This is a genomic window from Microbacterium sp. USTB-Y, from assembly GCF_023703415.1.
In the GTDB taxonomy this organism is placed as follows: domain Bacteria; phylum Actinomycetota; class Actinomycetes; order Actinomycetales; family Microbacteriaceae; genus Microbacterium.
In genome coordinates, this window is sequence record NZ_JAGMTU010000001.1 from 90,275 (window position 1) to 105,503 (window position 15,229).

General features: G+C 71.8%; 13 protein-coding genes. 10 read left to right on the forward strand and 3 right to left on the reverse strand.

All coding sequences use genetic code 11. The features are described 5' to 3' along the window. The first annotated feature begins 7 nt into the window (after window positions 1-7). The 6 genes from J8G10_RS00410 (at window position 8) to J8G10_RS00435 (ending at window position 6,373) form a co-directional block, all read left to right on the forward strand. A complete protein-coding gene (locus tag J8G10_RS00410) occupies window positions 8-880 on the forward strand; it encodes an ABC transporter permease (RefSeq protein WP_251438501.1) in 873 nt (290 codons plus the stop codon). A gap of 8 nt (window positions 881-888) precedes the next feature. Then, window positions 889-1,917 carry an ABC transporter ATP-binding protein gene (locus J8G10_RS00415; RefSeq protein WP_251438502.1) on the forward strand — a complete coding sequence of 343 codons (1,029 nt, stop codon included), beginning with the start codon at window positions 889-891 and terminating at the stop codon, window positions 1,915-1,917. After that, window positions 1,914-2,738 carry an ATP-binding cassette domain-containing protein gene (locus tag J8G10_RS00420; protein WP_251438503.1) on the forward strand — a complete coding sequence of 275 codons (825 nt, stop codon included), beginning with the start codon at window positions 1,914-1,916 and terminating at the stop codon, window positions 2,736-2,738. Before J8G10_RS00415 ends, J8G10_RS00420 begins: the two co-directional genes overlap by 4 nt. Further along, window positions 2,738-3,868, forward strand: coding sequence for a sugar phosphate isomerase/epimerase family protein (locus J8G10_RS00425; protein WP_251438504.1), 1,131 nt, complete (start codon window positions 2,738-2,740; stop codon window positions 3,866-3,868). The genes J8G10_RS00420 and J8G10_RS00425 overlap by 1 nt, the downstream gene beginning before the upstream one ends. 103 nt (window positions 3,869-3,971) lie before the next feature. Then, on the forward strand, window positions 3,972-5,264 hold the full coding sequence (locus tag J8G10_RS00430; RefSeq protein WP_251438505.1) for a hypothetical protein: 1,293 nt from the start codon (window positions 3,972-3,974) through the stop codon (window positions 5,262-5,264). Continuing rightward, window positions 5,261-6,373 carry a ring-opening amidohydrolase gene (locus J8G10_RS00435; protein ID WP_251438506.1) on the forward strand — a complete coding sequence of 371 codons (1,113 nt, stop codon included), beginning with the start codon at window positions 5,261-5,263 and terminating at the stop codon, window positions 6,371-6,373. The genes J8G10_RS00430 and J8G10_RS00435 overlap by 4 nt, the downstream gene beginning before the upstream one ends. Before the next feature lie 106 nt (window positions 6,374-6,479). On the opposite strand, the gene J8G10_RS00440 is transcribed toward J8G10_RS00435, so the two are convergent. Then, window positions 6,480-8,348 carry a phosphoenolpyruvate carboxykinase (GTP) gene (locus J8G10_RS00440; RefSeq protein ID WP_251438507.1) on the reverse strand — a complete coding sequence of 623 codons (1,869 nt, stop codon included), beginning with the start codon at window positions 8,346-8,348 and terminating at the stop codon, window positions 6,480-6,482. A gap of 110 nt (window positions 8,349-8,458) precedes the next feature. Between J8G10_RS00440 and J8G10_RS00445 the strand changes: the two genes are divergently transcribed. Then, window positions 8,459-9,898: a helix-turn-helix domain-containing protein gene (locus J8G10_RS00445; protein ID WP_251438508.1), complete on the forward strand. Its 1,440-nt coding sequence runs from the start codon at window positions 8,459-8,461 to the stop codon at window positions 9,896-9,898. 223 nt (window positions 9,899-10,121) lie between these two features. Here J8G10_RS00445 and J8G10_RS00450 read toward each other — a convergent pair whose 3' ends face one another. Further along, window positions 10,122-11,192 carry a winged helix DNA-binding domain-containing protein gene (locus J8G10_RS00450; RefSeq protein WP_251438509.1) on the reverse strand — a complete coding sequence of 357 codons (1,071 nt, stop codon included), beginning with the start codon at window positions 11,190-11,192 and terminating at the stop codon, window positions 10,122-10,124. 126 nt (window positions 11,193-11,318) lie between these two features. On the opposite strand from J8G10_RS00450, the gene J8G10_RS00455 reads away from it, so the two are divergent. Genes J8G10_RS00455 through J8G10_RS00465 form a run of 3 tightly spaced genes read left to right on the forward strand, consistent with a single transcriptional unit; the run spans window position 11,319 to window position 14,206 of the window. Beyond that, complete coding sequence (locus J8G10_RS00455) at window positions 11,319-12,731, forward strand: ferric reductase-like transmembrane domain-containing protein (protein ID WP_251438510.1); 1,413 nt, start codon at window positions 11,319-11,321, stop codon at window positions 12,729-12,731. Window positions 12,732-12,764: 33 nt separating this feature from the next. Then, a complete protein-coding gene (locus tag J8G10_RS00460) occupies window positions 12,765-13,316 on the forward strand; it encodes an FMN-binding protein (RefSeq protein ID WP_251438511.1) in 552 nt (183 codons plus the stop codon). Next, window positions 13,313-14,206, forward strand: a complete 894-nt coding sequence (locus J8G10_RS00465; protein ID WP_251438512.1) for an FAD:protein FMN transferase — start codon at window positions 13,313-13,315, stop codon at window positions 14,204-14,206. The genes J8G10_RS00460 and J8G10_RS00465 overlap by 4 nt, the downstream gene beginning before the upstream one ends. On the opposite strand, the gene J8G10_RS00470 is transcribed toward J8G10_RS00465, so the two are convergent. Next, window positions 14,190-15,209 carry a sensor histidine kinase KdpD gene (locus J8G10_RS00470; protein WP_251438513.1) on the reverse strand — a complete coding sequence of 340 codons (1,020 nt, stop codon included), beginning with the start codon at window positions 15,207-15,209 and terminating at the stop codon, window positions 14,190-14,192. The genes J8G10_RS00465 and J8G10_RS00470 overlap by 17 nt on opposite strands. Window positions 15,210-15,229: the final 20 nt, after the last annotated feature.

Sequence of the window (15,229 nt, forward strand, 5' to 3'; positions counted from 1 at the left end):
GAGAGCCATGAGCAACACCCTCGCAATGATCGCGCCCCTGCGGCGCCGAACCGTCCGCTCCATCACGGGCATCTCCGGGATGCAGATCGTGATCCCGATCGTCGTCGCCCTGCTGCTGATCCTCGCGATCGTGGGCCCGCTGATCGCGCCGTACCAGGCGGTCTACCGCTCCGACATCCTGAACGCGCTGCAGCCGCCGAGCGCCGCGCACTGGTTCGGGACGGACGAGCAGGGCCGTGATGTGTTCTGGCGCATCATCGCCGGCGCGCAGTCGTCGCTGCTGAGCTCGGTGATCATCGTGACCGGCTTCTCGATCATCGGCATCCTCGTCGCCACCCTCGCCACCCTCGGGGGCAAGTGGGCCGACGAGGTGCTGATGCGGATCGTCGACGCCGCGCTCGCGTTCCCGCCGATCATCTTCGCCCTCGGCGTCGCCGCGGCGCTCGGCCCGAGCCTGAACTCGGCCGTCATCGCCATGATCCTCACCGGCTGGCCGGTCACGGCCCGCGTGCTGCGCGGCGTCATGAAGGAGACGATGAACCAGCCGTTCGTCGAGAACGCCCGCGTGCTGGGGGTCTCGAAGACCAGGCTCATGCTGCACCACGTGCTGCCGAACTCGCTCGACGTGCTCGTGGTCAAGTGGGCCGGCGACATCGGCAACACGATCCTCATCCTCGGAGGGCTCTCCTTCGTCGGCGTCGGTGCGCAGCCGCCGAGCGCCGAGTGGGGCGCCATGGTCACCAGCGCGAAGGGCATCATCGCCACCGCGCCATGGGCCGCCTTCGCACCCGGTCTCGCGATCGCCATCACGGCCGTCGCCTTCGGCCTGCTCGGCGACATCCTCCAGGTCCGTTTCAATCCCGCCCTTCGCAGAAGGTGAGCACGGCAATGAACACTCTCACGAACGCCCGTCCCGGGCACACCGGCACCGCGCCGGCATCCGCCCCGCTCCTGTCGGTGCGCAACCTCACGATCGACGCGGGGCCCAAGGAGGACCCGGTCCGCCTGGTGCAGGACTTCAGCCTCGAGATGCGCCCGGGCGACCGCGTGGCACTCGTCGGCGAGTCCGGATCCGGCAAGTCGGTCACGGCCCGCTCGATCATGCGCCTCGACCCCGACTTCCGCCTCAGCGGATCCGTCGAATTCCAAGGCCAGGATCTGCTCGCGCTCAGCGAGAAGCAGATGGTCGGAGTCCGCGGGCACAGGATCGGCATGGTCTTCCAGGACCCGATGGGCGCACTCAACCCGCTCATGACGGTCGGGGACCAGGTCATGGAGCCCCTGCGCATCGCCGGCGTGCCGCGAGCAGAGGCCGCCCGGCGTGCGAAGGCCGTGCTCGAGGAGCTCGGCGTCGTCAACGCCGAAGCCCGGATGAGGGCCTATCCGCACGAGTTCTCGGGCGGCATGCGACAGCGCGTCGTCCTCGCGATGGCCCTGATCTCGGATCCGTCCCTGATCATCGCGGACGAGCCCACCACGGCCCTGGACGTGCGCGTGCAGGAGCAGGTGCTCACGCTCATGGACAAGGTGTCCAAGGAGCGCGGGCTCGCGGTGCTGCTGATCACGCACGACCTCGGCACCGTGGCCGGCTTCACCGACCGCGTCGCGGTCATGTACTCCGGCCGCAAGGTGGACGAGGGCACGGTGGACACCCTGTTCGCCCGCCCGGCCCACCCCTACACGCAGGGTCTGCTGCAGGCCGTGCCGCGCATCGACCAGACGGTCCCCCGTCTGCTCACGATCGCGGGCGCGCCCCCGCACCCGGCGAACCGTCCCACGGGCTGCGCTTTCAACCCGCGGTGCCCCAAGGCGTTCGACCTGTGCACACGGGAGGTGCCCGAGCTGCGGCCCGCTCCGGACGGCGGCGTCGTCGCCTGCCACCTCTATCCCCTCGCCGGAGAGGAGACGGCGGCATGAGCCTGTTGGAGCTGCGCGATGTGAACAAGGTGTTCCACGCGCTCGGACGCGAGCCCGTCCATGCCCTGCGCGACGTGGACCTGACCGTGGAGGCGGGCACGATCACGGGCCTGGTCGGCGAGTCGGGATCCGGGAAGACCACCATCATCAAGAGCATCATGGGCTTGGAGAAGCCCACGAGCGGCACGGTCACGTACGACGGGATCAACATCCCCGAGGCCAAGGGCGCGACGCTCAAGCGGATCCGGCGCGAGGTGCAGTTCGTCTTCCAGGACCCGACCTCGAGCCTGAACCCGCGGATGACGGTCGAGAAGCTCGTCGGCGAGGGACTGCTCGTGCACGACCTCGAACCGGACCGCAAGCGGCGCAGGGCCCGCGTGGCCGAGCTGCTCATGCAGGTCGGCCTCAGCGACCGGGATCTCGACCGCTACCCGCGCTCGTTCTCCGGCGGCCAGCGGCAGCGCATCGCCATCGCGCGGGCGCTGGCGGTGGGACCGAAGCTGCTCATCTGCGACGAGCCCGTCTCCGCGCTGGACGTGTCGGTGCAGGCGCAGGTGCTCAACCTGCTGCAGGACATGCAGGAGGATCTCGGCTTCACCGTGCTGTTCATCGCGCACGACCTGGCGGTGGTGCGGCAGATCTGCTCGCAGGTCGCGGTCATCCAGCTCGGCCAGATCGTCGAGGAGGGGCCGTCGGAGACCGTGCTGGCGAACCCGACGCACCCTTACACGAGGGCGCTGCTGGCCGCCGTGCCCAACCCCGACCCGACCGTCGCCCGGCGACGGGCGCGGGAGAGGCTCGAAGAGGAGAAGGTGGCGTGATGACCGGCACGGCATCGACCCACCGCATCCGGGTGGGCGTCGACGGCAAGAAGATCCCCGAGGCCGCGCGGCGCGGGCCGCTCGCCACGATCGATCATGCTCACGAGCTGGGCATGGACGGGCTGTTCTTCCGCAGCGTGCTCGACATGAGCCCGACGCTGGACGACGGCGTGCTGCGCGAGCTGCGTCAACGCGCCGACGACCTGGATCTGTACCTGGAGACCGGACTCGGCAAGGTGAATCCGTATGCCAATCCGGAGGCGCCGGAGCTGCGGGCCATCGGAGACGGGGACATCCTGCGCGGCTTCCGGCGGATGATGGAGGCCAGCGCCGCCATCGGCTGCCGCGAGCTGTGGGTCGCCACGGCCAACTTCAAGGGCGACTACTTCGGACGGCTCGCGTACGACCGGTTCCGCACCGACGCGGACTGGGCGGATCAGCTCGCCGCGACGGAGAAGTTCCTCAAGCGGCTCGCCCCCATCGCCCGCGACCTCGGCATCCACATGAACCTGGAGACCCATGAAGAGGTCACGAGCTTCGAGCTGGTGCGCCTCGTGGAGGCCGTGGGGCCGGACACGACCGGCATCGTGTTCGACACGTCCAACGTGCTGCAGCGCATGGAGCATCCGGTGTTCGCCGCGCGACGCGTCGCGCCGTACGTGCGCCAGACGCACCTCAAGGACGCGTACGTGGCGCACGAGGAGGGCGGGCTCGCCCACCAGCTGCGGCCCTACGGCACCGGGCTCGTCGACTTCGCCGGGCTGCTGCCGATCATCATCGCCGCGAACCCGCGGATGAACGTGACGATCGAGCCGCCCCAGCCCTACGCGGACAAGGCGCCGGCTCCGCATCCGCGGGTGATCGAGGCGTTTGAACCCGAGTTCCTCGCCGGTCATCCCGACCTGGGCGTGGAGGAGCTCGCCGCCTACCTCGACATGGTGCATGCGTACGAGATGCGCATCGCCTCGGGCGAGGTGCCGGACTGGCGCCGCTACCTGACGCAGCCCTACGAGTACGACGAGGCGGTCGAGACGATCCGGACCGGGGCCCGGATGGCCCGGTCCATCATCGCCGACGCCGGCTATCCGCTGCACACCCCGGTCGCCGCGACCGCGGGCGCGGGCCGCTGAGGACAGCGCCCCGCCTCGCACCGGTCCGGTGGGCGTCCCCGACGCCCGCCGGACCGGTCCCCGACGAGCACGAACGACGAGCACGAAAGACGAAGGACGAGAGATGATCAACCCCCACCGCGAGTTCCGGGTCGAGGGGAGCCACTGGGTCAGCCCGGTCAACTTCGAGGACGAGGTCACCCGCGACTTCGACTTCCCCCGACCTCTGGGCCTGATCGACAGCACCCTCCGCAAGACCAACTACACGGCCGGCACGCGCACGACGATCGACGGATACCTGCGGATCGCCCAGGCGCTCGACGACATCGGCATCCGCGACGAGAGCCTCAACCTGGACTGGTGGGGCGACGACGAGCCGAATGCGCGCGAGCTCCTGCTGGTGCGCGAGATCCTGGCCGGAGGCTTCGGCTTCACCTGCAACGTGTACGCCGACACCCTGCTCGGCAACGGCGAGGGCACCCCGGCGATCGACCCCCGCTCGACCGTCGATCTGCTCCTCGAGCTCGGCGCCGCCGTCATCGGACCGGGCATCGTCGAGGCCGCCTCCCCGGAGGCGGAGGCGCGCCAGTTCGCCCAGCTCGCCGAGGTCACCGGCTACGCCGCCGCGAACGGTCTGCAGTGGACCGTGACGCTGGCACAGGCGGGCCGGCGCGACTTCGACAAGATGATGCGCGCCGCGAACGAGGCCGTCGCCCTCGGGGCCGCACGGATCGACCTGATGGATTCCACGAGCAGCCTGGGACCCGAGGCGATGCGGGTGTTCGTCCGTCGCTTCCGCTCCCGGCTCACCACGCCCGTGCCGCTCACGATGCACGTGCACGACGACTTCGGACTCGGCACCGCGGCGGCGATCGCCGCCGCGGGCGCGGGGGCGGGACCGGACGTCTCCGTGAACGGCGTCTCCTACCGATGCGGCTTCCCGCCGCTGGAGGAGGTCGCGACGAGTCTGGAGGTGCTCTACGGCGTCGACACCGGCATCAGGCTCGACCGGCTGCAGGCGCTGTCGGATCTCGTCTACGAGGAGACTGGGATCCCCAACCCGGCGCTCAAGCCGATCACCGGCGGCTATGCATACCTGAAGAGCACGACGATGGATGCGCTGAGCTCCCTGCGCGACGGGGTGCGGACCTTCCCGCCGATCTCGGGCTGCGTGCACGCCGACGTCGTCGGTGCGGACATCCGCTGGGTGTGGGATCGGCTCAGCACGCGATCCATGGTGCGCCAGCTCGCCGCGAACCTCGGCCTGGACCTCGACGACGCCGCCGTCGAGCACGGATACCGGGCGCTCAACGACGCGATCGACGCGATCGACGACTACCCGCGCTGGCTCACTCCGGAGCAGGCGGAGGCCGTGCTGCGGGAGTCGGTGCGCACGCGCGAGCCGAGCCGCCCGTGACCGCCCGCGCGGTCGACGCGTTCCGTGTGCCCATGGCGGGCCTGCGGGACGTGTCCGGGCTCCAGGCGCTCGTCGCGGACGGCCGCCTGGAGCCCGACGACATCGTCGCCGTCACCGGCAAGACCGGCGGCTGGGGCGACACCTACGACTCGAGCCGCGTGGACGCGGACCAGGCCGTGCGGCGCTTCCTGCTCGACCACGGGAGCCGCCCGGCCCGGGCCGTCGAGGAACTGCCGATGGCCTTCAGCGCCGGTGTCGGCACCGTCATGACGCCGCACCTCGTCGTGTACACGCGCACCGTCGCGGAGCCGGCCGCGGACGGCCTGCCGCGGCTCGCCATCGGGAGCGCCGTCTCCGCGGCGATCCTCCCCGAGTGGATCGGCGGGGCCGCGCATGTGCGGGCCAACGCGGACGCGGTGCGCGCCGCCGCCGCGGACGCCGGGATGGCGCCGGAGGACGTCGAGTTCGTGATCGGCAAGTCGTACTACCCCGCGCTCGAGGACATCGCCGCCGCACGGGCGGCCGGCGCGCCGATCCCGGAGCTGTCGCCGCAGGGGGTCTTCCGGTTCTCCAGCGGAAGCATCGCGCAGGCGGTGCGCGTCGCGGTCGAGGGAGCACCCTTTCCGGACGACGCGGCGATCGGCACCGATCCCGCGCTCTTCAGCGACAGGGTCGCCGTCTCGTCGAACATCTGGGAGGGGGTGGGCGGTGCGGGTCCGCAGACCCACCTGCTCGCCCTCGGCAACCGGCGCGGCGCGGGGGGCCGGCTCCGGGTCGGCCGGGCCGTCATCGCCGACCTGCTCGACATCGGCGCCGTCACCCGCGCCGTGCGCGACGCCGGCATCGCCGTGGGCGACGGCCCGCTGCCGCCGGAGGTGCGCGCGCGCATCCTCGCGACCTATGTGAAGTACCAGGAGCCGGTCGACGGACTCCTCCGCGGCCGGCGACTGGTCACGGAGGATCCGACGTACGTCAAGAACCTGAAGACCGCGGTCGCCAGCGCGTTCTCCGCCATGCTGCAGGACAACATGATCTGGATCTCCGCGGGCGGGGTCCAGCAGGGCCCCCCGGGAGGAGGCACCCTGGCCATCGTCCTCGATGTGGGCTGAGAACGAAGAACGCGGCGACAGGACGCCGGGGACCACTCAGCTTTTCATCCCCTGCGTCCCGCCGCCGCGGGCTGGTGGATCCGGCGCGAGGCACCGGATCACGTCATCACGCGCTCGCGAGGCGGTAGCGCAGCGAGGCGAGCTCGGTCGTCAGCGCCGCCGGGAGGCGGTCGCCGAAGGTCGCGAAGAACTCCTCGGTCGAGTCGGCCTCGCGGCTCCACGACGCGGTGTCGACGCGGAACAGCTCCGCGAGGTCCTCGTCGGTCACATCCGCGCCCTCGAGGTTGAGGTCCTCGATCTTCGGCAGCCGGCCGATGGGGCTGTCGACGGCGCCGACCTCGCCCTCGATGCGACGGATGATCCAGTCGATCACGCGGGCGTTGTCACCGAATCCGGGCCACAGGAACCGGCCGTCGGAGCCGCGGCGGAACCAGTTCACCTGGAAGATGCGCGGCGCCTTGTCGAAGCGGACGCTGCGGCCCATCTTCAGCCAGTGCGCGAAGTAGTCGCCCATGTTGTAGCCGCAGAAGGGCAGCATCGCGAACGGGTCGCGGCGCAGCTCGCCGAGCGTGCCCTCGGCCGCGGCCGTGCGCTCGGACGAGATGGTCGCACCGAGGAAGACGCCGTGGCTCCAGTCCGTCGCCTCGACGACGAGCGGCACGTTGGTGGCGCGGCGGCCGCCGAAGAGGATCACGTCGAGGGGCACGCCCTCCGGGTCCTCCCAGTCCTCCGCGATCTGCGGGCACTGGGCCGCGGAGACCGTGAAGCGCGAGTTCGGGTGCGCCGCGGGGCGACCGCTCTCCGGCGTCCACGCGTTGCCCTCCCAGTCGATGAGGTTGGCGGGCGCCTCGTCGGTCAGCCCCTCCCACCAGACGTCGCCGTCGGGACGCAGCGCCACGTTCGTGAAGATCGTGTTGCCCCAGAGCGTCTCGACCGCGGTCACGTTGGTCGACTCGCCGGTGCCCGGCGCGACGCCGAAGAAGCCGGCCTCCGGGTTGATCGCCCGCATGCGGCCGTCGGCACCGGGGCGGATCCAGGTGATGTCGTCGCCGAGGGTCTCGACCTTCCAGCCGGGGATCGTCGGGCGGAGCATCGCGAGGTTGGTCTTGCCGCACGCCGACGGGAACGCGGCCGCCACGTGGTAGGCCTTGCCCTGGGGCGAGACGACGCGGATGAGCAGCATGTGCTCGGCCATCCAGCCCTCGTCGCGGGCGAGCACGGAGGCGATGCGCAGCGCGAAGCACTTCTTGGCGAGGATCGCGTTGCCGCCGTATCCCGAGCCGAAGGAGTAGACCTCGAGCGTGTCGGGGAAGTGCACGATCCACTTCTCGTCGTTGCACGGCCAGGTGGTGTCGGCCTCGCCCTCGGCGAGGGGGGCGCCGACCGAGTGGACGGTGCGCACCCACTGCGTCCCCTCCGCGATCTGGCGGACCACCGCCGCGCCGACGCGGGTCATGATGCCGATCGAGGCGACCGCGTAGGCGCTGTCGGTGATCTGCACGCCGATCTGCGAGATGGGGCCGCCGACCGGGCCCATCGAGAACGGCACGACGTACATCGTGCGACCGCGCATGGAGCCCTCGAAGATCTCGGTCATCTTCGCGTGCATCTCGACGGGGTCAGCCCAGTTGTTCGTGGGGCCGGCGTCGATCTCCTTCTCGGAGGCGATGAAGGTGCGGCCCTCGGTGCGCGCGACGTCGCTGGGGTGCGAACGGGCGAGGTAGGAGCCGGGGCGCCACTCGGGGTTCAGCTTGATGAGCTTGCCCTCGTCGACGAGCTCGTGCAGCAGCGCGTCGTTCTCGGCCGCGGAGCCGTCGATCCAGTGCACGCGGTCGGGCTGGGTCAGGGCACGGATCTCCTCGACCCACGCCGACAGCTCGGCGAAGGCCGGGGTGTCGTACTCGGGAGCCGCACCGTACTCGCGCACGGGGGCGAGGGGGGAGATCCGCGGGGTGGACGTCTCGGCGATAGCCATGGTCTGCTCCTTAAAGGGTGGGGCGTTACACCCATCTTGCGCCAGCATTTGCCAGTCTTTGTGTCATTTGCGGCGTCAAGAAACTCAATTCTTTCGCTAGTATCAATTCCATGGCCTCCGGACTCGAGCTCACCACCCTCGGACATCGCATCCGTCATCACCGCACCCGCACCGGCATGACGCTGGACGAGCTGGGCGCTGCCGTCGGCGTCGCCGGATCCCAGCTCAGCCTCATCGAGAACGGGAAGCGCGAACCGAAGCTGTCGCTGCTGCAGGCGATCGCCGACGCGACGGGCACCGAGGTGAGCGACCTGATCTCGGGCGAGCCGCCGAACCGGCGCGCGGCGCTGGAGATCGAACTGGATCGCGCGCAGTCCAGCCCGGTGTTCCGTCAGCTGGGCATCTCCCCGGTGCGGGTGAGCAAGGGCATGCCCGACGAGACCATCGAGTCGATCCTCGGCCTGCACCGCGAACTGCACCGGCGCGAGCGCGAGGCGATCGCCACGCCGGAGGAGGCCCGCCGCGCGAACACGGAGCTGCGGCTGAAGATGCGCGCCCTGGACAATCACCTGCCGGAGATCGAGGCGCTCGCCGAGAAGCAGCTCCGCGCCGCCGGGCACTCCTCCGGAGCGCTCACGCACCGCACGGTCAGCATCATGGCCGAGCAGCTCGGCTTCGAGCTGCTCTACGTCGACGACCTGCCGCACTCCACGCGCTCGGTGACCGATCTCGAGCACGGGCGGATCTACCTGCCGCCGGCGTCGATCCCGGGCGGCCACGGCCTGCGCTCCATGGCGCTGCAGGCGATGGCGCATCGGCTGCTCGGGCACACTCCCCCGACGGACTACGCGGACTTCCTGCAGCAGCGGCTCGAGATCAACTACTACGCGGCCTGCTGCCTCATCCCGGAGACGGCCGGCGTCGCCTTCCTGCAGCAGGCGAAGAAGGACCGCAACCTCGCCGTGGAGGACTTCCGCGACGCGTTCGGGGTGACCCATGAGGCGGCGGGCATGCGCATGACCAACCTCATGACCACCCACCTCGACATGCGCCTGCACTTCCTGCGCGTCGACGAGTCGGGGGCGCTCACCCGCGTGTACGAGAACGACGACCTGCCGCTGCCGACCGACGTCACCGGATCCGTCGAGGGCCTCACCGTGTGCCGCAAGTTCTCGGCCAGGGCGGCCTTCAGCCAGCGCAACCGCACCACCGAGCACTACCAGTACACCGACACGCCCTCGGGGACCTTCTGGTGCTCGACCCAGACCGGATCCACCGACGGCGGCGGCTTCTCGATCACGGTCGGCGTGCCGTTCGACGACGCCCGCTGGTGGCGCGGACGGGAGACCGGCGACCGCGCGCAGTCGACCTGCCCCGACGAGGCGTGCTGCCGTCGCGCCCCGGCGGGCATCGCCGAGCGGTGGAGCAGCAAGGCCTGGCCGAGCGCCCGCGTGCACACGCACATGTTCTCGCCGCTCCCCCGCGGCGCCTTCCCCGGCGTCGACGACAACGAGGTGTACTCCTTCCTCGACCGGCACGCCGCCCAGTAGGCGCGGCCCGCTCCGGCCGGTCCGGCGTGGAACTCTGCAGGATCCTGCGACGAATGCAGGAAGGATCCGCCGTTTCCGTCCTGTCTTCGTCGATTGATCCTGCATCCGGGCCGGGTGGCCGGGGACCCGGACCCGGGCCGCTGGGTGTCCGGCCAGCTGCTCAAGTCGGACGGCGCGTTCTCCGCCGAGCTCTGAAGCGGTCTGCGGTCCGACGGGCGCCGTCTCAGTGCGCCGAGACGAAGTCGGCGTAGCGACGCAGGGCCGCGGTGACGGCCTCCGGATCGGGAGCCGGCTCTCCGTCGAAGAGCTCGGGGATCGGCTCGTCGCGGTGCCGTCCGACGGCCGCGGAGTGGGTCCACGCGCCGGCGACGCGCCCCGCGGTGACCAGGCTCGCCCGCACCATCCCGTTCTTCCCGGGGCCGATCAGCGCCATGCTCTGCGCCGAGGCCACCGCGGACCGGTCGGCGTAGGAGATGTAGTACTCGTCGAACATCGGGAGCGCGAGCGTCGCCGCATCATCGGCGCCGGATGCGCGGCGCGGGCGCATGGCCCCGAGGTACACGCCCTCCGCACGCTCGGTCACCCGTCCCTGTGCGCGTTCGGCCGCCTCGCGTGCCGTGGTGATCGGAAGTCCCGACCACCACGCGAAGTCCGCGACCGTCACCGGGCCGTGTCCGTCGACGTAACGGACGAACAGCTCGGCGAGCGGATCCTCCGGCGGCGCGGTCTCCGGGATCCACTCGTCGGCGAGGACGAACAGCTGCTCGCGGGACACCGCGTCGTCGCGATGCACGACGGGCCCCTGCACGAGGATCCCCCGCACGTTGAGCGCATAGATGAGGTGCACGCCGCGCTGCCCCGCGGGGTCGACGCCGATCTCGACCAGGTCGTCGAAGAGCTGGGCCCTGGTGCGCCCGCCGTCGGCAAGGCGCTCACGGAACGCCGCCTCGACCCGGGCGACGAGCGCGTCGTCGATGCCGAGCTGGCGCTGCCGGGTCGCATCCTGGCGGAGTTGCCGCTCCCCCGTCACCGACAGCACCCAGCGCAGGTCTTCGGAGGGGATCACGTGCAGCGTGCCGCGCATGGTGTGGGTGCGCACGAGTTCGCCCCGGTCGAACGCGGCATCGACCGCGGCGAGCGTCGGTGCGCCCGAGGAGCGGATCCCGAGCGCCCAGCGGCCGGCGAGGAACTCCTGACCCTGCACGGCGAGCAGGTGCCGGGCGGCGGCGACCGGAGTGCGCGCGGGGGCGGTGAGCCGATGCGAGCGCAGCCGCTCGCTCAGGAGTGCCGTCATGGGCTCCATCATGCCGTGCGCCGCGGACGTGCGCGGATCCCGGCGATCCCGATGAGTTTCCTATGACCCGGCTCAGGGCGGTCGATTCTTGGCCTTCTCTGTCAAGCGGCCTCCGACGATGGTGCCATGGCAACGCTCACCCCCCTCGCACCGGTCGGCCCGCTCGTCGCGGCGCGGGCGCACCGACGGCGCCCCGTGCTCTGGCGTCTCGCCGCGGTGACGCTGATCTGGGCGACGAGCCTCTTCGTGCTCGCGCTCTGGGTGAGCGGCGCCGGCATACAGTCCCTGCTGGCGTTCGACGGCGACACCCTGACCACGCTCGGACGACTCACCGGGCTCGTCTCCGCCAACCTCCTGCTGTACCAGGTGCTGCTGATGGCCCGCGTGCCGGTCTTCGAGCGCGGCTTCGGACGGGACGGCATCACGCGGCTGCACCGCCTCGTCGGCTTCTGGTCGTTCTGGCTGCTGCTGGCGCACCTCGTGCTCATCACGATCGGGTACGCGATGACGGCGCGCACCAACGTCCTCGTGCAGGCCTGGGACTTCGTCTGGGACTACCCCGGCATGCTCCTCGCGACGGCGGGCACCCTCCTGCTGATCCTCGTCGTGGTCACGTCGATCCGCCGGGCGCGGCGCCGGCTGCGGTACGAGTCCTGGCACCTGCTGCACCTGTACGGCTACCTCGGGGTCGGCCTCGCGATCCCGCACATGCTGTGGACCGGGGCGGACTTCACCGCGTCGGCCGGCGCCACCCTCTACTGGTGGGCGCTGTGGGCGGCCACCGCCGCGTGCGTGCTGTGGTTCCGGGTCGCGCTCCCGCTCGTGCGCAGCGCCCGGCACGGCCTCCGCGTGGTCGCGGTCGCCCCGGACGGCCGGGACGGCGTCTCGGTCCGCGTGGCCGGCCGCGACGTGCGCCGCCTCGGCGCCAGGGCGGGGCAGTTCTTCATCTGGCGGTTCCTCGACGGACCGGGCTGGACGCGAGGGCATCCGTTCTCCCTGGCCGCCGATCCGGCCGGCGGCGAGCTCGTGCTCTCCGCGCGCCGCGTCGGCGACGGGACCGACCGCCTCGCCGAGCTGCGCCCCGGCACGCGGGTCATGGTGGAGGGCCCCTACGGCCACATGACCGGCGAGCGCCGGAGCGGGTCGCGCCTGCTCATGCTCGGCGCCGGTGCGGGGGTCGCGCCCCTCGTGGCGCTCCTCGAATCCGAGCCGTACGCCCCCGGAGAGGCGATCCTCGTCACGCGCGACCACTCCGCCGCCCACGGACTGCGCCGCGCGGAGATCGACCGGCTCGCGATGTCCCGCGGGCTCGTGCACTACACGCTGCACGGGCGCCGCGCCGAAGAGGGCACGAGCTGGGTGCCCGCGACCCACGCCGGTTGGGACGGTGCGCAGCTGCTCCAGCGCATCGCCGGGGACCTGTCCCGGTACGACGTGTACCTCTGCGGGCCGATCCCGTGGATGCAGAGCATCCGCCGGGACCTGCGCACCGCCGGCGTCCCCGCCGAACGCATCCACAGCGAGGCCTTCGCCGTCTGAGCGACGGGCGACGGAACCGAAAGCGAGAGAACCATGAAGAAGATCGTCTACGCCGTCCTCGCCACGGTCACCGGGCTGGTGCTGCTGTTCAGCTACCGCACCTCCCTCGAAGCGGTCGCGCCGGCCGCGACCGGGGCCTCCGGAACGACGAAGAGCACGACCGGATCCGCCGGTGCCTCGAGCACGAGCGGATCCTCGTCGGCGTCAGCCTCGGGATCCGGGTCGGCGTCCGGATCCACGTCGGGGTCGACCTCGTCGGGAACCGGATCCTCCGGGACCGCGTCCGCCACGACGGCGAGCGGTCTCAAGGACGGCACCTTCACCGGTCAGGCGGCCGACACCCGCTACGGCGCCGTGCAGGTCGCGATCACCGTGTCGGGCGGGCAGATCACCGATGTGTCGGTGCCGCAGTACCCGAACACCGAGCGCCGCGACGAGGAGATCAACGCGCAGGCGCTCCCGATCCTCGTCTCGGAGACCAAGAGCGCCCAGTCCGCACAGATCGACATGGTCTCCGGCGCCACCTTCACCTCGGACGGCTACACGCAGTCGCTGCAGAGCGCGATCGACCAGGCGAAGGCATGATCGGGTCCCCGCCTGCCGCCGGGGACCGCACCGGCGGCACCCCCGGTCCGCACCGCCACGTCGCCACGGCCGAGCTGATGGGAACGGTCGCGAGCGCGCACGTGCTCACCGCCTCCCGCTCCCCCGCGCCGGATGTCGCCGCGCGGATCGCCGCCGCCCAGGCCGCCGCGCTGGATGAGCTGCATGAGCTGGACGCGCTGTTCTCGCCGTTCCGCCCGGACTCGCAGATCTCCCTGCTGCGCGACGGGTCGCTGCGCCCCGAGGATGCGGATCCGCGGATCCTGCAGGTGTCGGAGGCCTGCGTCCGCCTCGCGGCGGCGAGCGGCGGGCGGTTCGATGCGAACCGGGACGGCTGGTTCGATCCGACCGGGTACGTCAAGGGTTGGGCCGTCGAGCAGGCGAGCGCCCGGCACCTCGCCCCGCTGCTCGCCGAGGACGACGTGGTCGCGGCCGGGCTCACCGCGGGGGGCGACATGCAGCTGCTCACCGCGCCCGGGGCGGACTGGGCCTGGAACGTCGGCATCGCGGACCCGCTCCGCCCCGGCGCCGTGCTGGCACGGGTGCCGTTGCGCGAGGGCGCCGTGGCGACCTCGGGACCGTCGGAGCGCGGCGCCCACATCATCGACCCGCGCCCTTCGCGAGCCCCGGGGACCGCACGCGCCATCGCCGGCGCCCCCACGGCGACCGTGATCGCCGAGCACCTGAGCGACGCCGACGCCTGGGCGACGGTCGCGGTGGTCGCGGGCTTCGACGACCTCACTTGGTTGCGTGACGCCCCCGACTGCTCGGGCATGCTCGTCGCCGCCGACGGGCGCATCCGCCGCTGGGCGCACGGGGTCGAGGTCGCGGTCGCCGAGGACGACCCGGCGCTCCTCATCCCCGGGCCGTGACCGCGGCCGGCAGGCGCAGCAGGAACGTGGTCCCCGCGTCCGACGTGTCCTCGATGCCGACGGATCCGCCGTAGCGCGTCGCCATGTCGCGGACCAGCGCGAGACCGAGGCCGAACCCGCGACGCCGTCCGGTCTCGGGGCCGCGGGCGAACCGCGTGAAGATGCGCTCCCGGTCCTCGGCGCGGATCCCGGGTCCGCGGTCGACGACCCGGAACTCCACGGAACCGCGGCCGGGGCCGTCGCCCGAAGCGACCGAGAGGGTCACGGACGAGCGCCGCGGGGCATGCTGCACGGCGTTGTCGAGGAGCGCCGTGCAGAGCCGGGTGACCGTCACCGCGGGCACCGCCACGGACAGCCCCGGAGCGACCGCCGCCTGCAGCGCCACGTCCGCGTCCTCGGCGATCGGCCGGATCACCTCCACCGCGCCCTGCACCGCGGCCGCGGCGTCGGACGCCTCCGCCCGGACGGGCGCCTGGTCGGCCTGCGCGGCGAGAAGCAGCTCGGTGAGGATCTCGTCCATGACGGCGGTGTCGCTGCGGAGCCGGTCGAGGGCGTCGCCGATGTCCTCCCCGCGCGCGACACGACGCTGCAGGATCTGCACCCGGCTCGACAGTGCGGTGAGCGGGGTGCGCAGCTCGTGACTCGCATCGGCGACGAAATCGCGCTGCGCCTGCAGCGCCCCTTCGAGGGGCGCGACCGCACGCCGCGCCGTGAACCAGGCGATGAGTCCGAGCAGAGCGACCCCGACGACGCCGAGCACGACCACCCACGGCAGCACCCTGTCCACGTCGACGACGACGTGATCCGGGTTATCGACGGCGAAGCCGCCGGGCCGGGGGCCCGCCGTGACGCGGTCGTCCCCCTGCGGCCGCGAGGTGGCGAGGATCACGGCGACGAGGATCCCGACGCCTGCGGCGATGACGACCGCCGAGGCGACGCCGGTCCAGAGGCCGATCTGACGCGCGGAGCGGCGCACCCGCTCGCGGTCGGCGGATCCGCTCATGACGCTGCCCCGCACCGTCG